Here is a 22,783-nt window from a genome sequence, read left to right as displayed (position 1 = left end):
TGTTTTCTCTTTTCCCCCCCCCCCCCCGCGCGCGGACGTCCGCGCGCGCGTCATACCGCGCACCAGTCGCCACGCGGCGCTTCCGGTCCACCTCACCGGCCCGCCCCTCCGACGCGGGCGCCCCGCTTCCGGGTAGCGCGCCGGCCCCGGCCGGCTCCCCGAAGCCGCGCGGCCCGCGTCCGAACCGTCCGTCGACCGGCCGGGATCCTTTCTCGGCTGCGTTCCCGTTCCCGACGTGCGCGGTGGCGCGGACGCGCGAGCAGCGGCGCGGACACGGCCCTCGTCCGCGGACTCGGCGCCGCCCGTGTGAACTCGTCCTTCCCGTAGGCGTCGAAGGCCGGGGAGACCAGCCCGGGGACACGCCCGGCCGGACGTCGGCATGTGGGGCTCTTTCGTGGAAATCACGAAACGCGGCGAGTGCAAGACCTTGACAGGCTCCTCCCGGTAGGTGCATGTTCGGCAACGTTGTCATCGCGATGGCAACGTTGTCATCCCCTCGATGATGCCAGGCCGCCTCCTCGTTGAACATCCCTGAACGGAGCCGTTGTCCATGCCGGACCAGTCCCCTCAGCCCTCCCGACGTGCCGTACTCACCACCGGTTCCACCCTGCTCGCGGGGTTCGGGCTCGGCATGGCCTTCCCGTCCGCCGCCGCGGCGCACACCCTGACCTCGAAGCCGGGCGGCGCCCGCGGCGAGCTCGCCGCGTACCGCCCGGTCACGGTGTCCTCCACCGACTACGCCCCCACCCCCGCCGAGTTCGCCGTCGACAGCCTCGACCAGGTCGGCGTGCGGGGCTCCGGCTGGCGCGCAGCGGCCGGCGACCCCCAGTGGATAGCCGTCGACCTCCAGGCGCTGTGCGAGGTGGAGTCCGTGCGCCTCGTCTTCGAGGCGACCGCCGACGACCCGCCGTTCACCCCCTCGACCAGCGGCAGTCCGCGTGACAACACCACCGGCCAGGAGATCCTGTCCAGTTGCGCGGTCGCCTTCGTCATCGAGACCTCCCGTGACGGGCAGTCGTGGACCGTCGTGCACCGCACCGACGACGGCAAGGGCGGGGTCGTGGAGATCGCCTTGCCGAAGCCCGTCACCGCCCGGCATGTGCGGATGACCGTCACCAAGCGCTCCAACGCCAACCCACTGGGCCTCAACGGCTTCCAGGTGTACGGCACCGCGCCCGGCCACCGGCCCGAGGCCACCGGCTGGACCGACTGGGGCACCCACCACCGCACGCCCCCGGCCCTCGAGGTCGCCGACGACGGTACGGTGCCGCTGGAGTCCGGCTGGGACCTGACCATGGACGACTGGGCGGGAGGCAGCGCCGCGGAGCTGTCGGCGCCGTCCGTGGACACCAGCGCCTGGCTGCCGGCCGTGGTGCCCGGTACCGTGCTCTCCTCCCTCGTGGCCGAGGGGCACCTACCCGACCCGGTCGCAGGCTTCGCCAACCTGCACATCCCCGAGGCGCTCTCCCGCCACTCCTGGTGGTACCGCCGCGAGTTCCGCCTGCCCAAGGGCCTGCGCACCGGGGCCGGCCGGCGCGTCTGGCTGGAATTCGACGGGGTCAACCACGAGGCCGACATCTGGCTCAACGGCAAGCAGGTCGGCACCCTCACCTTCCCCTTCGCGCGCGCCGCCTACGACGTGACGGAGCTGCTGACCGCCGATGGCCCGCAGGCCCTCGCGGTGAAGATCAGCCCCATGCCGTTCCCCGGCAGCCCCACCGACAAGGGCCCTGCCGGGCTCGCCTTCGTCGACGCCGGCGCGAACATGATGAACCGCAACTCGCCCACCTACCTGGCCTCCTCCGGCTGGGACTGGATGCCCGCCGTGCGCGACCGTGCCGCCGGCATCTGGAACCACGTCCGGCTGCGCTCGACCGGTGACGCCGTCCTCGGCGACCCCCGCGTCGACACCGTGCTGCCCGACCTGCCCGACACCGGCACCGCCGAGGTCACCCTCGTCGTCCCGGTCCGCAACGCCGCAAGCGAGGCCAGGTCCGTCACCGTCACCGCCGCGTTCGACGACGTGCGCGTGCAGCGGACGGTCAGCGTGCCCGGGGGCGGAAGCGTGGACGTCGTCTTCGACCCGGCCTCGCACCCGAAGCTGCGGGTGCGCGACCCGAAGCTGTGGTGGCCCAACGGCTACGGCGAGCCGGAACTGCACCGGCTCACCCTCACCGTTTCCGTGTCCGGGCAGGAGAGCGACCGGCGTACCACACGCTTCGGCATGCGCCAGTTCGGCTACGAGTACGACGTCCCCCTGACGTTCCAGTCGGGCTCCGACGCGTACGCACAGACGGTGACGTTCGCCCGCACGACCGCCCGTCACGTGCGGATCCTGTGCCACACGCGGGCGACCGACTGGGGCTCGTCCATGTGGAGCCTGACGGTGGCCGACAGCTCCGCGCCCGGCGTCGACCTGGCCCTGCACAAGGACGCCTACGCCTCCTCGACCGACGACCCCGCCAACCAGCCGGGCAACGCCACGGACGGGAACCCGGACACGCGGTGGTCGTCGGAGTTCAAGGACGACCAGTTCATCCGGGTGGACCTGGGCTCCGCGGTGTCCTTCGACCGCGTCGTCGTCACCTGGGAGCAGGCATACGCCGAGACGTACACCATCCAGGTCTCCGACGACGGCGAGGACTGGACCGACGTCGCCTCCGTGGACAACTCCGCCGTCCCCCTGCCCTTCCAGACCGGGGGCTCGGCGAGCCTGCAGAACGTCGACTTCTCCGCCACCACGGCGCGCCACGTGCGGATCCTGTGCCACACGCGGGCGACCAGCTGGGGCTCGTCCATGTGGGGCCTGTCGGTGGTCGACAGCGGCACGCCGGGCGTCGACCTCGCGCTGCGCAAGGAGGCCACCGCATCGTCCTTCGAGGGCGAGGGCAGTGAGCCGGCCAACGCGGTGGACGGCAAGCCGGGCACCCGCTGGTCCTCCACGTACGAGGACGAGCAGTGGATCCGGGTGGACCTGGGCGCCCCGGTGCGCTTCGACCGCGTCGCCATCACCTGGGAGCAGGCGTACGCCAAGACCTTCACCGTCCAGGTCTCCGACGACGGAGAGCAGTGGACGGACGTGAAGTCCGTCGACAACTCCACCGTGCCGCTGAAGATCAGCGTCAACGGCGTCCGCGTCTTCGCCCGCGGCGGCAACTGGGGCTGGGACGAGCTGCTGCGCCGCATGCCCGCGGAGCGTATGGACGCGGCCGTGCGCATGCACCGCGACATGAACTTCACGATGATCCGCAACTGGGTCGCCAGCAGCAACCGCGAGGAGTTCTACGCCAGTTGCGACAAGCACGGCCTGCTGGTGTGGAACGACTTCCCCAACGCCTGGGCGATGGACCCGCCGAACCGCCAGGCCTTCCTCGACCTGGCGCAGGACACCGTGCGGCGCTACCGCATCCACCCCAGCGTCGTGGTGTGGTGCGGCGCCAACGAGGGCAACCCTCCGGGTCCGGTCGACGACGGGATGCGCGCCGCGGTGCGCGCGGAGGCGCCCGCCCTGCTCTACCAGAACAACTCGGCCGGCGGCATCGTCTCGGGCGGCGGCCCGTACGGCTGGGTCGAGCCCGAGCGGTACTACTCCGCCTCCACCTACGGCGGCGGCGTCTTCGGCTTCCACACCGAGATCGGCATGCCCGTCGTGTCGACCGCCGAGACCATGCGGCGCATGGCGGGCGAGGAGCCCGCGTGGCCGGTCGGCGGCGTCTGGTACCACCACGACTGGAGCACCCGCGGCAACCAGGCGCCGCAGAACTACCGTGCGGCCATCGAGGCCCGGCTCGGCACCGCGAAGGACCTGGAGGACTTCTGCCGCAAGGCGCAGTTCGTCAACTACGAGAACTTCCGCGCCATGTTCGAGGCCTGGAACGGCCGGCTGTGGGAGGACGCCTCCGGTCTGATGCTGTGGATGTCGCACCCCGCCTGGTACAGCACCGTGTGGCAGACCTACGACTACGACTTCGACGTCAACGGCGCCTACTACGGGGTCCGCAAGGCCTCCGAGCCCGTCCACGTGCAGGCCGACCCCGTCAGCGGGAGGGTCGTGGCGGTCAACCACACGCCCCGGGCCCTGAAGGGCGCGCAGGTGTCCGCGCGCCTGTACGACCTGACCGGCCGTCCGCTGTCCGCGGAGCGGCACGCGGCGGTGGACGTGGCGGCGTCGGCGAAGGCCGACGCCCTCACGGTGGCCTGGACGGACGACCTGCCGGACTTCCACCTGCTGCGGCTGCGCCTGACGTACCGTAGCGGCGAGGTGCTGTCCGAGAACATCTATTGGCGCTACCGCAAGCCCGAACACATGCAGGAGCTCAACAAGGCAGCCCGGACCCGGGTCTCCGCCGAGGTCACGGACACCGACCTCACGGGCGACCGCCACGGGCTGACGGCTCGGCTGAGCAACCGCGGGTCCTCGGTGGCCGCCCTGGTCCGGCTCTCCCTGCTGGACTCCCGTACCGGCGACCGGGTGCTGCCCACCCTGTACAGCGACAACTACCTGTGGCTGCTGCCGGGTGAGAGCCGCACGGTCACGTTGTCCTGGCCCGCGGGGGCCCTGTCCTCCAAGCGGCCGACGCTGCGGGTCGACGGGTACAACGTGCCGCAGGTCGCCGTGAAGCCGTAACCGGTCGCGCGGGCATGGAGGTGTGGGGGCCGTCCGCCGGGTGGCCCCCACACCGGTTCGGCGTGCCGGGAACCCGTCCCCCAGCGCGGACGTCTGACAGGAGGTGACGACTTCTCCCTCCCTGATGCGCCCGGCGCGGTTCGGCGACCTGGCGGCCATCGTGGACGTGCACACGCAGGCGCGTGCCGCGTACTACCAGGCGGGCGGCCTGCCCGGCTCCGAGATCGACAGTCCCGACGGGTGGGCGCGCCGCCGCGCGTTCTGGGCGCACGCCGTCCAGTCCAGCGCGATGACGGTGCTGTGCGCCGTCGAGGACACCGAGGTGGTCGGTGTGGCGGCCATGGGGCCGCCGAAGGAAGGCGCACAGGCTGCGCCGGCGTGCGGTCAGCTGCACCGGATCCATGTGCGCCCGGACCGCTGGGGCCGCGGGGTCGGGGGGCGGTTGCACGCGGAGTTCATCCGATTCCTTCAGGAGTCGGCCTTGGGGACGGGGCTGTTGGACGCCTGGGAGCACAACACCCGTGCTCTCGCCTTCTACACGCTCCGCGGCTGGGTCCCGGACGGCCACCGCCGCCCCGGCCCGGGTGGCATCGACTTCCTGCGGCTCCGGCTCGACCTGCGCGACCGTGCGACCGCCGCGTCCGCCGCGTCCGCCGCCGCGTCGTCGGGCGCGTCCCTGCCGCAGGTCTGACGCGCGCCGCGTGGCATTGTCTGCGGCGTGCTGATCAAGGGTTACCGGTAGAGGGCGGGCCGCTGACGGCCGGTGAGCCGCTGGCGGCCCGACCCGGCTTCTGGGCGAACCGCCTCCTGGAGTGGTGCGCGGCCGGGCCGGACGGCGAGCGTCCCGCGCCGGAGTGGTTCGGGGACGACGGCGCCGACGCCGACGCCCTCCCCGAGGTGCTGTACGAGGAGGGGTCCTGGCCGGTCCTCCGGGTGCCTTTCGGGGACGGGCACGGCGTCGTCGTGGTCTTCCGCAACTTCGCCGATGATGCCGGGCTGGACTTCCTGCTCACCCATCCCGGCTGGGCCCGTGCCGAGACCCTGCTCTCGTACGACGGCGAGCGCCGCGGCCCCGGTCTCGGCTGGCGCCGGCTGCTGCACGTCGCCGAGACGGGGCCGGATGCCGGGCCGGACGAGGGCCTGTCGGACCCTGACGTCCGACTGCTGCTCCTGCTGCCCCTGCTCGACGACGGCCAGCGGCACGCGCGGCAGGCCGTGCCCCGGATCGCCGGTGCGCTCCGGGCGGTCGGGGCGCCGGAGGAGACGGTGGCGCTCGCGGCCCGGTGCCTGGTCCACGGGACGGCGGACGAGGTCTGGCACGACCCGGCGTGGGGCTCGCCGCTCAGCGGCGGCGCTCCCCGTCCCCCGGAGGGCCACGAGGGGCCTGGAGATGTGCCGTTGCCTGGCCTCGGCGTGACCCCCGCACAGGGGGAACGGCTCGCCCGCGCCCTCGGTGGGCACGGGGAGCCGTCCACTGGAGTCAGTTCGCGAGCGACGTGCCCCATTCCTTCACGGTGACGACCTCCGCCTGCCGCGGGAACACCTTTTCCGTGAGCACGCGGTGCACCTCGGGATCGGAGTCCAGGCATCCGTCGGACAGGACGGTCAGGCCGTAGTCGAGGTCGGCCGCCTGGCGCAGCGTGGAGAGCACCACGCCGGAGGTGGCTATGCCGGTCAGCACGAGGCTGTCGATGCCCCGCGCCCGCAGGACCATCTCGAGGTCGCTGCCCGCGAAGGCGCTGACGCGCTTCTTGGTGACGACGACATCGCCGGGCTCCGGCGCCACCTCGGGGTGGATCTCGGCGCCCGGGTCGCCCGCGGCGAAGCCGCCCGCCTGCGCGAGGGCGCTGAAGCCCTTGTTTCGGGGGCTGATCTCGGGATGTCCGGCGCGGAACCCGATGACGACGTACAGGACGGGGATGCCCGCGGTGCGCGCGGCGGCCACCGCGTCCCGCAATCGGGGCAGGTAGCCGTCGTCCCCGGTGAAGCGATCGGTGATCCCGCGCTGGACGTCCATCACGAGGATTGCGCTGTTCGCCATTCTTGCTGTCCTTTGCTCGTGCCGTTCGGGGTGTCGCCGCCGTTCGGGTCGCTCGCGCCGCCGGGCCGGCGGCCGCGCAGCGCCGAGGCGAGCGCGGCGACCAGGGCCATGACGGCGGCCGCGCCGAAGACGGTGACGAGTCCGTGGTGGAAGGGGCCTGCGACGAGGGCGGGGAAGAACGCCGTGCCGGTCAGGATGTGGACCTGGTGCTCGGGCAGGGTGGTCAGGACCCCGCTGGGTCCGAGGAGGTGGCCGATGGGGTTGTCGCCGAGGAAGGTGGCGAACAGGGTGCTCACCGGCGGCAGTCCGGCGACCTGCTCGGCGGTGCCGGCGGGCACGCCGTTGGCCTGCAGCCCGCTCGCCAGGGTCCGCGGCAGCGACCCGGCAAGTCCGGCGATCATCAGCGAGAAGCACAGGCCGATGGAGAGCGCCGTCCCGGAGTTCTGGAAGGTGGAGCGCATGCCGGAGGCGACGCCGCGCTGGTCCGGCGCGACACTGCCCATGATGGCCGAGGTGTTGGGGGCCGAGAACATGCCCTGCCCGATGCCGCTCACCAGCAGCAGGGCCGCGAAGGCGGGGTAGGGGAAGTCGACGGGGAGCGCGAGCAGGCCCACGAACGAGGCGGCGACGAGGACGAGTCCGGTGGTGGAGAACAGCCTGGCGCCGAAGCGGTCCGACAGGGTTCCGGACACCGGCCCCGCCACCAGGAAGCCGACGGTCAGCGGCAGCATGAAGATGCCCGCCCACAGCGGCGTCTGCTCGAAGTCGTAGCCGCGCAGCGGCAGCCAGATGCCCTGCAGCCAGATGATGAGGGTGAACTGCAGGCCGCCACGGGCGATCGCAGTGAGCAGCGCCGCGAGATTGCCGGCGGCGAACGCCCTGATGCGGAACAGCCCGAGCTGGAACATCGGTTCCGCGACCCGGGTCTGGGCGACGCAGAACGCCACGAGCAGCAGCACTCCCGCCGCGAGGCCGCCGAGCACCCAGGGGTTGGTCCAGCCTGTGGGATGGCCCCCGTAGGGCTGGATGCCGTAGGTGATGGCGGCGAGCAGGCCCCCGGCCCCGGCGGTGAAGGTGAGGTTGCCGACCCAGTCCACGCGTCCCGGTTTGCGCGCACCGGTCTCCCGCAGACTGCGGTACGACCAGACGGTGCCGACGACGCCTATGGGCACGCTCACCCAGAACACCGCGCGCCAGTCGACGGTGGCCAGCAGCCCGCCGGCGATCAGCCCGAGGAACTGGCCCGCGAGCGCGGTGATCTGATTGACGCCCAGCGCCATGCCGCGCTGCCGGGCGGGGAAGGCGTCGGTCAGGATGGCCGCCGAGTTCGCCGTGAGCATCGACCCGCCGACCGCCTGCACGATGCGGAAGCCGATCAGCCACAGGGCGCCGCCGCCGCCCCGCAGCGGGTCGAGGGAGAGCGCGAGCGACGCGCAGGCGAAGATCGCGAACCCCATGTTGTACATGCGGACCCGGCCGAACATGTCGCCGAGCCGGCCGAGCACGACCACCAGCACGGCGGAGACCAGCAGGTAGCCGAGGATCATCCAGAGCAGGTAGCCGATGTTGCCGGGCGCGAGAGGGTCGAGGCCGATGCCCCGGAAGATGGCCGGCAGGGAGATGATCACTATCGAGGCGTCGATGGTCGCGATCAGCACTCCGAGCGTCGTGTTGGACAGCGCCACCCACTTGTAGCGGCCGCTGTCGTCGACCGGCACGGCGGTCACAGCTGCTCCGCCAGCCGGTCGAGCAGCGGCAGCGCGTCGACGAGCTGCCGCCGCTCCTCGGCGGTGAACCGCCCGTCCAGCACCGCGGCCAGCCGCCGCACCGACTCCGAGCGCCGGTCCGCGAGGACCTTCCGGCCCGCCTCCGTGACCGTCATCACCACGCGCCGCCGGTCGGCGGCGTCCGGGCTGCGGCTCACCAGCCCGCGTTCCTCGAGACCGGCCAGCGTCGTCGCCATGGCCTGCGGGCGCACCCGCTCCAGTTCGGCCAGCGACCCCGGCGAGTCCGGGCCGTCCCCGTCGAGCCGGGCGATCACCGACACTTCCGACAGGGTGACGTCCCCCACGGTGTGCGCCTGGCGCAGCCGCCGCGCGATCCGCCCCACACTCAGCCACAAGGCGGCCGCCGCCTCGGTCGGGGCACCGGCCCCGAGTGCCTTCTCGTCCATGGTGATAACAGTAGGTTGATCAATCCGATGTAACGATCCAGCTCTGGTCAAGACCAGGCCAAGGATGCGCCCCGCGGCGCGCCGCACCGAGCCGCCATCCCCCGGCGGGAGCGTGCGGGGACCCCGCTTGCGCGGGGCCCGTGGGCAGCGCATAAGGTTAGGCTCGCCTAATACTTCAAAGGCGAACCACGTACAGGAGTCTGCGCATGTCTCTTCGCCGCCGCGGCACAGCCGCCGTCGCCGTCGTCATAGCCGCCGCGCTGTCGCTCGCGGCCTGCGGCGGGTCCGGCGGCGACGGGAAGGAAGCCGGCGCGGCCGCCTCCGCCGCCGCGGGGGGGTCCAAGGACTCCAAGTCCGTCGCCAAGGGCGGCAAGGACTTCGCCGACGCCGCGGAGAAGACCGCGGCCATGGGCACCACCGCCAAGCCCGGCGAGTGGCCCCGCACCGTCACGCACGCCATGGGGACCACCGTCCTCAAGGCGCAGCCGAAGCGCGTCGTCGTCCTGGACGTGGGCGAGCTCGACAACGTCGTCTCGCTCGGCATCAAGCCGGTCGGCCTCGCACCCACCGAGGGCTCGCCGGAACTCCCCTCCTACCTCAAGGGCGAGGCCGGGGATCCCGCGAACATCGGCACGATCAACAGCCTCAACCTCGAGGCGATCGCCGCGCTCAAGCCGGACCTGATCCTGGGCAGCCAGCTGCGCGCCGCCGACTCCTACGACGAGCTGTCGCAGATCGCGCCGACCGTCTTCTCCATCCGCCCCGGCTTCACGTGGAAGCAGAACTACCTCCTCAACGCCGCCGCGCTGGACAAGACCGCGCAGGCCGAGGCGAACCTGGCCGCGTACGAGAGGAAGGCGAAGGACCTCGGCGTCAAGCTGGGCGACCGCAAGCCGACCGTCTCGATGGTGCGCTTCATGCCCGAGGGCAAGATCCGCCTCTACGCGAACAACTCCTTCATCGGCACCATCCTCAAGGACGTCGGCATCCCGCGGCCGAAGAACCAGGACATCGACGACCTTGCCGCGGAGATCAGCTCGGAGAACATCGACCAGGCCGACGCGGACTACATCTTCACCGGCGTCTACGGTGACCCGAAGGCCACCGACAAGTCCAAGGCCCAGGGGAACCCGCTGTGGAAGAACCTGAAGGCGGTCAAGGACGGGCACGCCTTCGACGTGCCGGACGAGACCTGGTACCTCGGGCTCGGGGTCACCGCGGCCAACGCGGTCCTCGACGACCTGGAGAAGTACCTCACCGCCTGAGCCGGTGAGGCGCCGAGTGCCGAGTGCCGGGCGCCGGCGGGCCGCCGTGCCCGCCGGCGTCCGGCGCCCGTACGACACCCGGCACGAGACCGGCACACGACCGGACACGACACGCGACCCGGAAAGAGAGAGTGAGCGCGGCGCATGGCGCGATCGACCCGTCGCCGTATCGCCTGGCTGGTGGGGTGCGCGGTGATGCTGCTGATCGCCGTCCTGCTGAGCCTGGCCGTCGGCAGCCGCCAGATCGCCCCCGGCGAGGTGGTCCAGGCCCTGCTGCACGGCGGCACCAGTGACGACGCCCAGGTGGTGCGGGCGCTGCGCGTACCGCGCACCGTCATCGGGGTGCTGGCCGGCGCCGCCCTCGCCGTCGCCGGGACGGTGATGCAGGGCATCACCCGCAACCCGATCGCCGAACCCGGCATCCTCGGCGTCAGCCAGGGCGCCTCCGTCGGCGTGGTGTGCGCGATCGCGTTCCTGGGCGTGCACACGCTCACCGGGTACGTCTGGTTCGCCTTCGTGGGCGCGGCGGTCGCCGCCGTCGCCGTCTACGCCGTCGCGGCGGGCGGCTACCGCGGCGCCTCTCCCGTGAAGCTGGCGCTCGCGGGCGCGGCCATGAACGCCTTCCTCGCCTCCGTGGTCTCCGGGATCGTCACCACCGACGCCCACGCGCTGGACGAGTTCCGCTTCTGGCAGGTCGGTTCCATCAGCGGCCGCGGCAGCGACGTCATCGGCCAGATCTGGCCGTTCGTCGCGGCCGGCCTGCTGCTCGTCGCGGCCATGGCGCGGGGCCTGGACGCGCTGGCGCTCGGCGACGACGCGGCCAAGGGCCTCGGCCACAACGTGGCGCGGCTGCGCGTCCTCGGCGCGGTCGGGGCGACCGTGCTCACCGGCGCCGCCGTCGCCGCGGTCGGCCCGATCGCCTTCACGGGCCTGGCCGTGCCGCACATCGCCCGGGCCCTGGTCGGCGCGGCGCACCGCTGGGTGCTGCCGGTGGCCGTCCTCCTCGGGCCGGTGATGATCCTCGCCTCCGACGTGCTCGGCCGTATCGTCTTCCCGCCCTCGGAGGTCCCGGTGGCCGTCATGACCGCGCTGCTCGGCGTGCCGTTCCTCATCGCGCTGGTCCGGCGCCGGACGGTGGTCGCCGCATGAGCGGCACGAGTCGCACGCGGACCGCGCCGGCCACGGGTCAGGGCGCCGTTCCCCCCGCCGCGACGGCCGCCGGGAGTGCCGCCCGGTCCGTGCGCCCGGCGGGCCACACCGTGCTGCGCCGAGGTGGGAGCAGCTTCCTGCTCCACCGCCGGGCCGTCCTGGTCGCCGCCGTCCTCGCCGTGCTGCTGGCGGCAGCCGTCGTGGTCTACCTCTGCGTCGGCGAGTCCTTGGTCTCCCCGGTGGAGGTCGTCGACGTCCTCCTCGGCCGGCCCAGCCCCGACCGACTGGTCGTCGGCACACTGCGGCTGCCGCGACTGGTCGTCGGGATGCTCGCCGGACTCGCCTTCGGCATCGCCGGGGCGCTGGTGCAGACGGTCGCGCGCAACCCGCTCGCGAGCCCCGACGTCATCGGGGTGACCCATGGCGCGGGCGCCGCGACGGTCGCCGCGATGAGCTTCGGCCTCGTCTCGCACACCACCCTGCCGTATGTGTCGATCGCCGGCGGGCTCGGCGCGGCGCTGGTGGTCTACGTCTTCGCCTGGCGCCGCGGGCTGCACGCCTCGCGGTTCGTCCTCGTCGGCATCGGCGTCTCGGTCGCCCTGGGCTCGCTGACCCAGCTCTTCCTCACCAAGGGCGACTTCCTCGTCGCACAGCAGGCCAAGGTCTGGCTGACGGGCTCGCTCAACAGCCGCGGCTACGACCAGGCCGCGCCTTTGGCTACGGTGCTGCTCCTGGCGATCCCCGCGGTGCTGTGGGCTGCCTGGGCCCAGCGCGGGGTGTCCTTCGACGACGACACCGCCGTGGCCCTCGGCATCCGCCTGGACCGCGTCCGGCTCGGCCTGACCGCGCTCGGCATCGTCCTGGCGTCCGTGGCGACCGGGGCCGCCGGACCGATCGACTTCGTCGCCCTCCTCGCCCCCCAGATCGCGCGCCGGCTGACCCGTACGGCGCAAGTCCCGCTGCTGTCCTCGGCGCTGACCGGCGCGCTCGTGGTCGTCGTCGCCGACCTGCTGGCCCGGCGCCTGTTCTCCCCCGTCGAGCTCCCCGTCGGCGTCCTCACCGCAGCGGTGGGCGCCCCGTACCTGATGTGGCTGATCGCCCGCACCCGCAGCCGTTCCGGAGGCACCACCTCATGAGCCGTACCAGCCGACTCGCCGCCCGGGAACTGACCCTGGCGTACGAGGACCGCACCGTCGTCGACGGCCTGGACCTGGAGATCCCCGACGGCAGCGTCACCGTCATCGTCGGCCCCAACGCCTGCGGCAAGTCCACGCTGCTGCGCGCGCTGGGCCGGCTCCTCAAGCCGCGCTCCGGCACGGTCCTGCTGGACGGCGAAGAGCTCTCCCGTCTGCCCGGCCGCCAGATCGCCCGGACCGTCGGCGTACTGCCGCAGAGCCCCACCCCGCCGGACGGCATCACCGTCGCCGACCTCGTGGCGCGCGGGCGCCAACCGCACCAGAGGTGGTGGCAGCAGTGGTCCGAGGCCGACGAACGCGCCGTCGCCGAGGCCCTGGAGCACACCGGCACCGCGGACCTCGCGGACCGGCCGGTGGACGAGCTCTCCGGCGGCCAGCGCCAGCGGGTGTGGATCGCCATGGCCCTCGCGCAGGAGACGGACCTGCTGCTGCTGGACGAACCGACGACCTACCTCGACATCGCCCACCAGGTGGAGGTGCTGGACCTGGTCCGCCGCCTCAACCACCGGCGCGGGCGCACGGTCGTCGCCGTGCTCCACGACCTCAACCAGGCGGCCCGCTACGCCGACCACCTCATCGCCATGAAGGCCGGACGGATCGTCGCCCAGGGCGCACCCCGCGACGTCGTCACGGCGGAACTCGTCCACGAGGTCTTCGGCCTGTCGTCGGTCGTCGTCCCCGACCCGGTCACGGGCAGCCCCCTCGTCGTCCCCGGGGTGCCCTGGCAGCCCGCTGCCGCCGGGTGACCCCTCCCCCGCCGAACGGCACTGCGGAGGCCACATGCCTCGGACATACTGTCCGGGTGAACGCACCGGACCGGTCGGCCCCGTGATCGTCTTCGACGACGACTTCCACAGGAACGTGCTGAAGGACGTCGCCCACGCCGAGGACTTCTGGGAACTGCCGGAGGAGTACACCTGCGGATTCGACGCGCACGCCCACCCCGCATGACGGGCGAGCCCCACCGTGTCTCGCTCGAACGCAGCGGCGCCCCACCCGACGAGGCTGAACTACGCCGCCTCGTCGCCGACCACTACCGGCGTTTCCTCCCCCGCCGGATGCCGCCGCGGGCCGCCGCCCTGGCGGAGTTCGCGGCGTCGCTCCCCCTCGGAGGGAGCTGAGGCGGCACCGCGTCCGCCGACGATCCGCCGGGCGCCGGCGCGGCGCTGTCTGGCAGCATCGCGTCATGAGCGGAACCCGTCTGACCGTCAAGGACATCGTCGTCGACTCCGCGGATCCGGAGCGCCTGGCCGCGTTTCGGGGTGAGCTGCTGGGCCGGGAGGTCGTGGCGAGGATCGGCCCGTACGTCTGGCTCGCGCGGGGCGAGGGTCCGGGCCTCGACTCCGCGGATCCGGAGCGCCTGGCCGCGTTTCGGGGTGAGCTGCTGGGCCGGGAGGTCGTGGCGAGGATCGGCCCGTACGTCTGGCTCGCGCGGGGCGAGGGTCCGGGCCTGGGCATCCCCGGACGGACGGGTCCAAGTCCGTGAAGAACCGCGTCCATTTCGACGTGGCCTCGCCCGATCCGGCCGCGCAGCGGGCGCGGATCGAGGCGCTGGGCGGGCAGGTGCTCGGGGAGTACGCGGAGGGCGGGTTCCTGGTCATGGCCGACCCTGAGGGGAACGAGTTCTGCGTCGTCCCCGAGGGGCCGTTCGACCTCGACGACGACGGACGCGCGAGCTACCTGCGCGACGGCGGCTGATCAGGGACGACCGTCCGGCGCTCTCCGCCCGTGACGGTCGGCGCGGCGACGAGGAGGGCTCGCAGCGGGTCGCGCTCCGTGGGGAGTCCCGCGGACCGGAGCCAGGAGACGCGGTTGGCGACGTTCCCCCAGCAGTCGTCCTGGTCGGACAGGGCCTGCAGGAAGGCGCGCTGGGCGCCCGTCAGGGGGCGGCCGGGGGCGTACGGGAGGGGGAAGGCGGAGGCGAGGAGCGGGCCCCAGTCACTGTCGACAGTGTACTGGCTGCACATCGGGACCAGCGCGAGGGCGGCCGGGAGGACTTGCTCGAAGTCCTGGGCGCGGTCGAGCAGTCCGCGGAGCAGGGTGAACCGGAACCAGCCGTCGAACTGGGGCAGCGGCTCGCCGAACCACGCGTCGGCGGCCGCGGGGTCGCCGAGCGCGTCGAGCAGGGCCGGCACGGCGCCGGGGCCGGTGGTGCCCAGGGCGGCGCAGGCGCGTACCGCCGGGTCGGGGTCCGTCAGGAAGCCGACCGTGTCATGGCCCCAGGCGCCGAGCGACAGGAGGGCGCCCGCCCGTTCGCGGCGGTCGCCGCCGCCTCTGGCGATCCGCTCCAGGCGATCGGCCGCGGCCGGTAAGCGGTCGGCGAGTTCGGGTGCCCGGAGCAGATGTGTCACCGCGCCGAGGGCCGCCTCCCTGACGGTGCCGTCGGCGTCGTCCAGCCAGAGCGCGACCGCGTCGAACAGCTGCGGGCGGACGGCACGGCAGGCCTCGGTCGCCGCGATCTCCTCGGCCCACTCCTCGCCGTCGTCCTCATCGTCCTCCTCCTCGTCCTCGTACGCCGCGGACTCGGCGAGTTCGCCCAGCCATTCCAGTAGCGCGGCGCGCAGCGGCCCGACCCGGTCGTCCCAGGGGAAGAAGCCCTCGTGAACGGCGAGTGTGCGGGGGTCGCTCAGGATGCCCGCGACGAACAGCGCGGCCGGTGGGGTGGCGGAGTACAACGACCCTTGGTGCAGTACGGACATCTCCAGCCGGCCGAGCGACTCCGCCTGCACCTCCGGATCGTCGTGCAGGAGGCCGAGCAGGTCGTCAGGTGTGCCGTCGGCGGGCCCGTAGGCGTGGGCGAGATCGGACCAGTCGGTCTCCAGCAACAAGGCGGCCGGTTCGGGCAGGGCGGCGGTGGCGTCGTTCGCGGACATGGCCGCAGTCTCCGGCATGGGTCTGACAACGGCCCTGCGCATCAGGCGAATCCGGCCTTTCACCCCCGTTTCCGCGTTAGCTGTGGGGCGGCAGTGGACGATGTGAAGCGGGAGAGTAGATTGCGGCTGCCATTGGCATCTGATTCAGCAACAGCCTGGAGAACCAGTGACCGTATCCCCCCGCCGTGCCTGGCACCGCCCCGGCACCCTGATAGCGGCCGCCGCGACCGGCGTCATCGGCCTCGGCCTGTGCGCCACCCCGGCGTCCGCCCACACGCCTCGCTGGAGCGCTGACTGCTCCACGGTGGACATCAACCTGACGGCGTACAACGCGAAGGTCACGAACACGGTGACCCTCACCGCCGACGGCAAGGTACTGCTGTCCGAGACCTTCGACGCCTCGTTCAAGGACACCGTCGAGCTGCCGGCCCACAGCGCTGAGATGCAGCTGCACCTCAGCGTGAAGGCCGGCGACGGCCAGCGCTACTCGTTCGAGGGCGACAAGACCGCCCCCGTCTGCGAGGGCTCGGGCGAGGCCACGCCGACGCCCACCCCCACGCAGTCGGAGGCCGACACCGAGTCTCCCGCGCCCAGCGAGACGCCCAGCCAGGCGCCGAGCGAGGCGCCGAGCGAGGCGGCCAGCGAGGCGCCGAGCGAGGCGGCCAGCGTGGCCCCCACCGCTGTGGCCTCGACCCCCTCCACCGACGAGTCCCCGGCCGGCGACCTCGCCGAGACCGGTGCCTCCAGCTCCACCCCGCTCCTCGCGGGCGGTGCGGCGGTCGCGCTGCTCGCCGGCGGCGGTCTGCTCTTCGCGAACCGCAAGCGCCGCGCCGCTGCCCGTCACTGACCCCGGTCACTGACGGCGGCGCGGTGACGCGCCATGCATGACCCAAGGGTGCCGGACCGTGCTCCGTACGGTCCGGCACCCGGCTTTCGCGCCGCGCCCCGGAGAGGGGGACGCCCCACGTCAGGAGGCCGCTGACCCGATGCGGTGGGAGGCCTCGAACTCCCCCTTGCGCAGCCGGTACACCTGCAGCCGCATGCCGTAGTACTTCTCGGTCTCCCCGACCCATTCCATGCCGACGCTGCGGGCGGTCGCGACCCCGCGCTCGTTCCGCGGGCGGACCACAGCGAAGAGTTCGTCGACGCCCGAGGCGAAGGCGTACCGCGCCAGGCCGTGCCCGGCCTCGGCGGCCAGGCCCATGCCCCACGACGGCTGAGCCAGTTGCATGCCCATCTCCAGGTCGACGCCGTGCGGCGGGAGCGGCAGGACGGCGGCTCCGCCGACGAGTTCGCCGGTCTCGCGCAGTTCGATCGCCCAGCGTCCGGCCGGCCGTTCCAGGGCGTCGCATTCCTCCACCCAGGAACGCAGCAGCTCCCGCATGGACGCCGCGTCGGGCTGCCGGGTCATCGCCGGGGCCAGCCAGCGCGTCACGTCGTCCGTCCCGTAGACGGTCAGCGCCGCCTCCGCGTCCTCGGGGCGCCACGGCCGCAGTACCAGCCGGGGGGTGACGATCCGGGTCTCCTCGTTGCCCCTCGCGCGCCGCGCCGCGCCGGTACCAGTCATCTGCGTCTTCCGTCCCTGTCGCGGGCCCGTCGCCGGCCCTACGCCGGGCGGGTGCCCGAAGTCCCCTGTGGCCTCGAACAACACCGGATGGCCACCGTCGCTTCCCGCCCACCTCCGGACCGTCGCCCGACGGCGCCGAACTAACCACCATGAAAAATTCGACAGGTTACCTTCCCTGCGTTTGCACGTAACCGTCGATACGGATCCATGGGGTGAGGCGTGCCTGACGTGCACCACCACTACGCCGACGTCGAGGGGCACCGGCTCTTCTACCGGGAGGCGGGCCCCGCCGACGCCCCCGCGTCCGCACAGGCCCGGCTCGCTCCGCGTGTGCAGCGACGGGGCGCCGTCGTGCGGGAGGCCGCGCGCCGCGTGGGCCCGCCGCTCACCGGCCCGCCCCGGCCGGCCCCCGGTCAGCCCCCGGTCACCGCGGCCAGCAGCCCGCGGAAGTCCTCCTCGCAGGCCGGGCAGCCGCGCAGATGTGCCGCGACCCCGGGATAGCGCCGCTCCGGCGCCGCGTCGGCCAGGAACAGTTCCAGGTAGACGTCCATCAGGTCGAACGCCCCGTCGCAGCCGGGATCCAGCGGGTCGGGGCTGAGGAGGTCGTCAAGGCCCTGCCATTCGTTCATGAGCGCCTCGCTGTCGTCAGGGGCAGATGTCCATGAGCGGCGAGCCGGGCGCGGAGCTTACGTCGCGCGTCGAACATCGTCTTGTAGAGCGCGTTGCGGTTCGTCCCGAGTTCGGCCGCGAGGGCGTCGGCGTCCACGCCGTTCACCGCGAGCGCGGTGAACACCCGGCGCTGGCGCTCGGTGAGCTCCTCCTCCACGGCCTCGCGCAGGGCCTCGACGAGCTCCCGGGCCTCGCTCCGCCGCACGGGATCGACACCGAGCCGGTCCGGAAGCCGCTCCCACGCCTCGGGGTCGAGCCGCACGCCGGCCGTCCGCCAGAAGTGCCGGCCGAGCTTGCTCGACACCTCGTTCACGACGAACTTGTAGGCCCAGGTCGTGAAGCGGCTGTCACCGCGAAAAGCGCCGATCTTCCGCGTGATCGACAGCACGGCGTCAGCCGCGGCCTGGTGGGCGATGTCGTCCAGCTCCGGCCCGGCGATGCCGTGCCGCGACCCGCGCCGCTGCAGTTCCGCGTACGCGATCCGCAGCAGCAGCGCGTGCAGCCGGGCGGCCGCCTCCTCGTACGCCTCGCCGTCCGCCGACAGCGCCCGAACCCACTGCGCGGACTCCGCGTCCATGGGCCGGTCGCCCCGGCGGCCTTCGCCGGCCCGGCCGTCGTTCTCCGCGGGACCCATGCAGCGATCCTAGACGCGGCCCCCCGCCCCCACCCCCACGGCCGCGCCGGCCCCGACCGGCCCGGTCCCCGGCCCCGGGAAACCGGCCGTGTACGGGAGGTAAGACCCGCGCGTCCCCCGTCACCAATGGGCGTACGGAAAACAGAGAGCCGCGAGCAAGGAGGGACCGTGACCGGCTACCACAGGAATCCGGAGGCCGTCTCGCGACTGTCACCGGAGCAGTACCGGGTGACACAGGAGAACGGCACCGAGCGCCCCTTCACGGGCGCCTACCTGGACAACAAGGAGCCCGGGATCTACGTCGACGTGGTCTCCGGGGAGCCGCTGTTCGCCTCCGTCGACAAGTACGACAGCCGCAGCGGCTGGCCGAGCTTCACCCGGCCGCTGGACCGGACCCACGTCGTGGAGCGGCCGGACCCGGGCTACGGGCTGTCGGCCACTGAGGTCCGCTCGGCCGTGGGCGACAGCCACCTGGGGCACGTCTTCCCCGACGGCCCCCGGCAGACCGGCGGCCTGCGCTACTGCATCAATTCCGCCTCGCTGCGCTTCGTCCACGCCGACGACCTGGAGCGGGAAGGTTACGGGGCCTACCTCGGGTTGTTCGACAATGGTGACAGGACCGATTCGGAGGATTGACATGGCAGGACAGACACAGAGGGCCGTGCTCGCGGGCGGCTGCTTCTGGGGCATGCAGGACCTGATCCGCAAGCAGCCCGGAGTGGTCGCGACCCGCGTCGGCTACACGGGCGGCGACGTGCCCAACGCGACCTATCGCAACCACGGCACCCACGCCGAGGCGATCGAGATCCTCTTCGACCCCGAGAAGACGGACTACCGGGCGCTGCTGGAGTTCTTCTTCCAGATCCACGACCCGACGACGAGGAACCGCCAGGGCAACGACATCGGCATGAGCTACCGCTCGGCGATCTTCTACGTGGACGACGAGCAGAAGCACGTCGCGGAGGACACCATCGCCGACGTCGACGCCTCGGGCCTGTGGCCCGGCAAGGTCGTCACCGAGGTCGAGCCCGCCGGGCCGTTCTGGGAGGCCGAGCCGGAGCACCAGGACTACCTGGAGCGCTACCCGGAGGGGTACACCTGCCACTTCCCGCGGCCGAACTGGCGGCTGCCCGTCCGCGCGAAGGGCTGACCTGCCCGGTCGCGCCGCCCTGGCGACGGGCTCGGGCGGTGCGGCGGCCCTCGGCGGCCAGGGGTCCACGGCCCCGGGCCGCCGTCGCGTGACGGCCGAGGTGTTCCAGCCGTCACGCGTCAGCTGGCGTACGTGAGCCGGGGTACGTCAGGCGGGGTACGTGAGCCGGCGGTACGTGAGCCGGGGTATGTCAGCCGGCGGCCGCGGCGCGGGCGCGCCGGTGGTGGCGCCGGGCCTTCATCCGGTTGCCGCAGGCGGCCATGGAGCACCATCGCGCGGTGTTGGCCTTGCTGCGGTCGAGCAGGAACAGCCGGCACTCGTCGTTGGCGCAGGGCCGCAGGCGTCCGGGCCTGCTCTCCTGGAGCACACCCCAGGCCGTAACGGCCCGGACGGCGGGCACGCGGTCACTGGGTGCCTCCAGCACCCAGTCGATGCCGTGCGGAGCCACCCTCGGCGTCCGGGCGACCCCCGCCAACAGTTTCTGCAGGTCGGCGGGCTGCCCGTCCCCGCGTACGACGCGCTGCAGCGCGTCGCGCGCCTCCAGGAGGTGGCGTAGCTCCTGCGCCGTTCCCGAGCCGCCGTGGGCGCGCAGCCAGCGGCGGCCGGCCTCGGGGTCGGCGAGTTCGTCCACCTGGGTCCCGTCGGCGACCGGGGTCGTGTTGAGCAGCTCCAGCAGGAGATCGTCGTCCGCCGTATCGTCCGCCATGCCGGCACCCCACCCTCCCTTGGGTAACCTGTCATCACACCTTGGCAGGTTACGCCCGCGCGTGACGGCAGTGCGCGACCGCGGTCCCGGGCGAGGTCGAGCGCCGCCGCGCGGGGCCGTGTGAGGCGCGGAGCCCCGGCCCCCGCCCGCACCCGCTTCCTTCCCACAGGCCACGCCCGGATCATCGGGCACCCCACCCCGCGCCGCGGTCGGCGGGGAGGTCACAGCGCACGCAGCTGGCCGCCGTCGACGGGCAGCATCACGCCGGTGAGGTAGCTCGCGGCCGGCGAGAGGAGGAAAGCCGCGGCCGTCGCGAACTCCAGGGGCCGTCCCGTGCGGCGCAGCGCGTTCTCCGGGCTGCCGCCACCGGTCAGCGCGGCCACTTCCCTGGCGCGTTCGGTGTCGATGTGCGCGGGCAGCAGCCCGTTCACCCTGGTGCCCGACCCGCCCAGTTCGCCGGCGAGCGTCTTGGCCACCATGGCGAGCCCCGGCCGCAGGCCGTTGGAGAGGGCCAGCCCGGGGATCGGTTCGCGGACCGAGGACGACAGGACGAAGGCGATCGAACCCGCGCCGGTGAACGCGCGCGCGGCGGCCCGGGCCATGCGCACCGCGCCCAGGAACGTCGTCTCGAAGACGTCCCGCCACACCTGGTCGTCGACCTCCATCACCGTGCCCACGGGCGGCCCGCCCACGCTGACGAGGGCGCCGTCCAGTCGGCCGAAGTGCCGGAGCGCCGCCCCCACGACCTGGACGGCGGACCCCGGCTCGGCGTTGTCCGCGACCACGCCGAGGGCGCGGGCGTCACCGCCGAGGTCCCGGGCCGCCTCGGCGACCGAGGCGGCGCTGCGCCCGGTGACCACCACCCGGGCGCCCTCGGCGGTCAGCACCTCCGCGACGGCACGGCCGAGTCCCCGGGTGCCTCCGGTCAGCACGTAGACGTGGTCCCGGAATCCCAGATCCATCGCGGCGTCCCTTCCCGGCTCGTCAAAAGGTGATCTTCTGCGGCCGGGTGGTCACCACGATGACGGAGGCGACCCCGGCCTCCAGAGCGGCCGTGAACTCCCGTGCGAGCTCCGCGGTGCTCGTCACCTCGGCCGCCCGGCAGCCGAAGCCCCGCGCGACCGAGGCGATGTCCAGACCCGGCAGGTCCAGCCCGGGCACGCCCGGGGTCTCCTCCAGGTCGGCGAAGGACTTCAGGATCGCGTATTCGCCGTTGCGCATCGCGACGTAGACGACGGGCAGCCCCTGCTGCACGGCCGTCCACAGCCCCTGCACCGAGTACTGGAAGGAGCCGTCCCCGATCAGCGCCACCACCGGGCGCCTGACCCCGCGGTCCCGGTCGCCGAGAGCGACGCCCACGGCCGCCGGCAGGGCCCAGCCGATGCCGCCGCTGGGCGTGGCGTAGAACGACTCGGGCTCCACGGCGGGCAGCCACGCGGCGTGCTCGGCCATGGTCGAGGTGGACTCGTTGACGAACACGGCGTGCTCCGGGCGGACCTCGGCGAGTGCCGCGTAGACCTCGGCGGGCGTCGGCGGGCCGCTCGGAGTCGGCGCCGGCTTCCGGTGGCGCGGCATGGGCTCGGGCGGCTCGCGGTCGGCGCCGTCCGCGACCGCCTCGGTGAGCAGTTCGAGCGACATCCGCGTGTCGCCCAGCAGGCTGTCCCCGACCCGGGCCGCCGCGGCGACCGCCGGGTCGCACGTGAGGTGCAGCAGTTCGGTCCCGGGCGGCAGGATCTCGCCCGGGACGTGGGGGTAGTACCGGAAGACGTCGGCCCCGACGACCACGACCAGGTCGTGGCCGGTGAGCCGTTCGCCGATGGCCCGCACCGACATGCCGAGCGCACCCTGGTGGAGCGGGTGGTCCTCGGGGAAGGACGCGCGGTCCGCGAGCGGGGGGCTGTAGACCGCGCACCGCAACCGCTCGGCGAGCGCCACCGCGGCGTGCCACCCGCCGGCGCGGTCCACCTCGGGCCCGAAGACCAGCGCCGGTCGCCGGCTCGCCGTGATGCGGGCGGCGAAGGCCCGCAGCCGCTCCGGGTCCGGCGCGTACGCCGTGCTGACCCCGCGCACGACCGCGGGGCCGGTCAGGGGCCGGTTCCAGTCGTCGAGCGGGACGGAGAGGAACACCGGTCCCGCGGGCGGCTGCAGCGCCGTGGCGTAGGCGCGCATGAAGGCCTCGGGCACGTCCTCGGCCCGCAGGGGCTCGTACGACCACTTCACCCACGGCCTGGGCAGAGTCGTCGCCTCGCGGTTGGCCAGATAGGGCTCGCCGATGACCAGTTCGCGGTGCTGCTGGCCCGCGGTGACGATCAGCGGGGTGTGTCCGTGGTAGGCGGCGACCAGATTGCCGACGCTGTTCCCCAGGCCGGCCGACGAGTGCACGTTGACCAGCGCCGGGCGGCGGGTCGTCTGGGCGTAGGCGTCCGCCATGGCGATGACGGAGGCCTCCTGGAGAGCCAGCACATAGGTGAAGTCGTCGGGGAAGTCCTGGAGGAACGGCTCCTCGGTCGATCCGGGGTTGCCGAAGACCGTGGTCAGCCGCAGTGACCGCAGCAGATCGTAGGTCACGTCGTGGACGGTGGACCGCTCGCTCATGGTGCGCACTGCTCCCGTGGACAGGGTTGGGTTCGGGTCCGAAGCGGACGGCGCCCACCGGTCGCGGGATCTCACACGTCGCCGTCTCCGTGACGCTAGACGCTTCCCTCGCGCCCACCCGGCACATCGGACATGTCG

24 protein-coding genes are annotated in these 22,783 nt (G+C 73.0%); 14 read left to right on the top strand and 10 right to left on the bottom strand.

The genetic code is table 11. The annotated features are described in order from the left end of the window. The first annotated feature begins 550 nt into the window (after positions 1-550). The 3 genes from AC3ET4_RS20230 (at position 551) to AC3ET4_RS20220 (ending at position 6,145) form a co-directional block, all read left to right on the top strand. The gene (locus tag AC3ET4_RS20230; protein WP_431951336.1) at positions 551-4,627 is read left to right on the top strand and encodes a discoidin domain-containing protein; all 4,077 of its coding nucleotides are present in this window, start codon (positions 551-553) and stop codon (positions 4,625-4,627) included. Between the two features lie 103 nt (positions 4,628-4,730). Then, positions 4,731-5,318 (top strand): GNAT family N-acetyltransferase, encoded by a 588-nt coding sequence (locus tag AC3ET4_RS20225; RefSeq protein ID WP_431951334.1) that lies wholly within the window; start codon positions 4,731-4,733, stop codon positions 5,316-5,318. A 206-nt stretch (positions 5,319-5,524) separates the two neighbouring features. Next, on the top strand, positions 5,525-6,145 hold the full coding sequence (locus AC3ET4_RS20220) for a hypothetical protein (protein WP_431951332.1): 621 nt from the start codon (positions 5,525-5,527) through the stop codon (positions 6,143-6,145). On the opposite strand, the gene AC3ET4_RS20215 is transcribed toward AC3ET4_RS20220, so the two are convergent. Genes AC3ET4_RS20215 through AC3ET4_RS20205 form a run of 3 tightly spaced genes read right to left on the bottom strand, consistent with a single transcriptional unit; the run spans position 6,108 to position 8,841 of the window. Continuing rightward, positions 6,108-6,668: a cysteine hydrolase family protein gene (locus AC3ET4_RS20215; RefSeq protein ID WP_431951330.1), complete on the bottom strand. Its 561-nt coding sequence runs from the start codon at positions 6,666-6,668 to the stop codon at positions 6,108-6,110. The two genes, AC3ET4_RS20220 and AC3ET4_RS20215, sit on opposite strands and share 38 nt — an antisense overlap. Continuing rightward, positions 6,644-8,395, bottom strand: coding sequence for an MFS transporter (locus tag AC3ET4_RS20210; RefSeq protein WP_431951328.1), 1,752 nt, complete (start codon positions 8,393-8,395; stop codon positions 6,644-6,646). Before AC3ET4_RS20210 ends, AC3ET4_RS20215 begins: the two co-directional genes overlap by 25 nt. Continuing rightward, complete coding sequence (locus AC3ET4_RS20205; protein ID WP_431951326.1) at positions 8,392-8,841, bottom strand: MarR family winged helix-turn-helix transcriptional regulator; 450 nt, start codon at positions 8,839-8,841, stop codon at positions 8,392-8,394. Before AC3ET4_RS20205 ends, AC3ET4_RS20210 begins: the two co-directional genes overlap by 4 nt. A gap of 206 nt (positions 8,842-9,047) precedes the next feature. Between AC3ET4_RS20205 and AC3ET4_RS20200 the strand changes: the two genes are divergently transcribed. From AC3ET4_RS20200 to AC3ET4_RS20165, 8 genes are all read left to right on the top strand, one after another. Further along, positions 9,048-10,106, top strand: coding sequence for an ABC transporter substrate-binding protein (locus tag AC3ET4_RS20200; RefSeq protein ID WP_431951324.1), 1,059 nt, complete (start codon positions 9,048-9,050; stop codon positions 10,104-10,106). Between the two features lie 144 nt (positions 10,107-10,250). Beyond that, positions 10,251-11,255 carry a FecCD family ABC transporter permease gene (locus AC3ET4_RS20195; protein ID WP_431951322.1) on the top strand — a complete coding sequence of 335 codons (1,005 nt, stop codon included), beginning with the start codon at positions 10,251-10,253 and terminating at the stop codon, positions 11,253-11,255. Beyond that, positions 11,252-12,391 (top strand): FecCD family ABC transporter permease, encoded by a 1,140-nt coding sequence (locus AC3ET4_RS20190; RefSeq protein WP_431951320.1) that lies wholly within the window; start codon positions 11,252-11,254, stop codon positions 12,389-12,391. Before AC3ET4_RS20195 ends, AC3ET4_RS20190 begins: the two co-directional genes overlap by 4 nt. Next, a complete protein-coding gene (locus AC3ET4_RS20185; protein ID WP_431951318.1) occupies positions 12,388-13,197 on the top strand; it encodes an ABC transporter ATP-binding protein in 810 nt (269 codons plus the stop codon). The genes AC3ET4_RS20190 and AC3ET4_RS20185 overlap by 4 nt, the downstream gene beginning before the upstream one ends. A gap of 34 nt (positions 13,198-13,231) precedes the next feature. Further along, positions 13,232-13,402, top strand: a complete 171-nt coding sequence (locus tag AC3ET4_RS20180) for a hypothetical protein (protein ID WP_431951316.1) — start codon at positions 13,232-13,234, stop codon at positions 13,400-13,402. Continuing rightward, positions 13,399-13,572 (top strand): hypothetical protein, encoded by a 174-nt coding sequence (locus AC3ET4_RS20175; protein WP_431951314.1) that lies wholly within the window; start codon positions 13,399-13,401, stop codon positions 13,570-13,572. The genes AC3ET4_RS20180 and AC3ET4_RS20175 overlap by 4 nt, the downstream gene beginning before the upstream one ends. Before the next feature lie 65 nt (positions 13,573-13,637). Then, positions 13,638-13,937: a VOC family protein gene (locus AC3ET4_RS20170; RefSeq protein ID WP_431951312.1), complete on the top strand. Its 300-nt coding sequence runs from the start codon at positions 13,638-13,640 to the stop codon at positions 13,935-13,937. After that, positions 13,934-14,149 carry a VOC family protein gene (locus tag AC3ET4_RS20165; RefSeq protein WP_431951310.1) on the top strand — a complete coding sequence of 72 codons (216 nt, stop codon included), beginning with the start codon at positions 13,934-13,936 and terminating at the stop codon, positions 14,147-14,149. Before AC3ET4_RS20170 ends, AC3ET4_RS20165 begins: the two co-directional genes overlap by 4 nt. On the opposite strand, the gene AC3ET4_RS20160 is transcribed toward AC3ET4_RS20165, so the two are convergent. Further along, complete coding sequence (locus tag AC3ET4_RS20160; protein ID WP_431951308.1) at positions 14,128-15,324, bottom strand: HEAT repeat domain-containing protein; 1,197 nt, start codon at positions 15,322-15,324, stop codon at positions 14,128-14,130. The genes AC3ET4_RS20165 and AC3ET4_RS20160 overlap by 22 nt on opposite strands. Before the next feature lie 166 nt (positions 15,325-15,490). Between AC3ET4_RS20160 and AC3ET4_RS20155 the strand changes: the two genes are divergently transcribed. Next, a complete protein-coding gene (locus AC3ET4_RS20155) occupies positions 15,491-16,171 on the top strand; it encodes an LAETG motif-containing sortase-dependent surface protein (RefSeq protein ID WP_431951306.1) in 681 nt (226 codons plus the stop codon). Between the two features lie 120 nt (positions 16,172-16,291). Here the strand turns inward: AC3ET4_RS20155 and AC3ET4_RS20150 are convergent, their stop codons facing one another. The 3 genes from AC3ET4_RS20150 to AC3ET4_RS20140 all read right to left on the bottom strand — a co-directional run bounded on the left by AC3ET4_RS20150 (position 16,292) and on the right by AC3ET4_RS20140 (position 18,194). Then, positions 16,292-16,891: a GNAT family N-acetyltransferase gene (locus AC3ET4_RS20150; RefSeq protein ID WP_431951304.1), complete on the bottom strand. Its 600-nt coding sequence runs from the start codon at positions 16,889-16,891 to the stop codon at positions 16,292-16,294. Between the two features lie 413 nt (positions 16,892-17,304). Then, positions 17,305-17,520, bottom strand: a complete 216-nt coding sequence (locus AC3ET4_RS20145; RefSeq protein WP_431951302.1) for a hypothetical protein — start codon at positions 17,518-17,520, stop codon at positions 17,305-17,307. Continuing rightward, a complete protein-coding gene (locus tag AC3ET4_RS20140) occupies positions 17,517-18,194 on the bottom strand; it encodes an RNA polymerase sigma factor (protein WP_431951300.1) in 678 nt (225 codons plus the stop codon). Before AC3ET4_RS20140 ends, AC3ET4_RS20145 begins: the two co-directional genes overlap by 4 nt. Positions 18,195-18,362: 168 nt before the next feature. On the opposite strand from AC3ET4_RS20140, the gene msrB reads away from it, so the two are divergent. Together msrB and msrA are read left to right on the top strand one after the other, a co-directional pair. Beyond that, the gene (msrB, locus tag AC3ET4_RS20135) at positions 18,363-18,830 is read left to right on the top strand and encodes a peptide-methionine (R)-S-oxide reductase MsrB (protein WP_431951298.1); all 468 of its coding nucleotides are present in this window, start codon (positions 18,363-18,365) and stop codon (positions 18,828-18,830) included. Position 18,831: 1 nt separating this feature from the next. Continuing rightward, positions 18,832-19,344: a peptide-methionine (S)-S-oxide reductase MsrA gene (msrA, locus tag AC3ET4_RS20130; protein ID WP_431951296.1), complete on the top strand. Its 513-nt coding sequence runs from the start codon at positions 18,832-18,834 to the stop codon at positions 19,342-19,344. A gap of 190 nt (positions 19,345-19,534) precedes the next feature. On the opposite strand, the gene AC3ET4_RS20125 is transcribed toward msrA, so the two are convergent. The 3 genes from AC3ET4_RS20125 to mdlC all read right to left on the bottom strand — a co-directional run bounded on the left by AC3ET4_RS20125 (position 19,535) and on the right by mdlC (position 22,645). Next, positions 19,535-20,050, bottom strand: coding sequence for a CGNR zinc finger domain-containing protein (locus AC3ET4_RS20125; protein WP_431951294.1), 516 nt, complete (start codon positions 20,048-20,050; stop codon positions 19,535-19,537). Positions 20,051-20,271: 221 nt separating this feature from the next. Next, positions 20,272-21,012, bottom strand: a complete 741-nt coding sequence (locus AC3ET4_RS20120; protein WP_431951292.1) for an SDR family oxidoreductase — start codon at positions 21,010-21,012, stop codon at positions 20,272-20,274. A gap of 22 nt (positions 21,013-21,034) precedes the next feature. After that, a complete protein-coding gene (mdlC, locus tag AC3ET4_RS20115) occupies positions 21,035-22,645 on the bottom strand; it encodes a benzoylformate decarboxylase (protein WP_431951290.1) in 1,611 nt (536 codons plus the stop codon). Between the last annotated feature and the right edge of the window lie 138 nt (positions 22,646-22,783).

Source organism: Actinacidiphila sp. bgisy167 (assembly GCF_057707665.1).
This window is presented reverse-complemented; position numbering and strand designations above follow the sequence as displayed.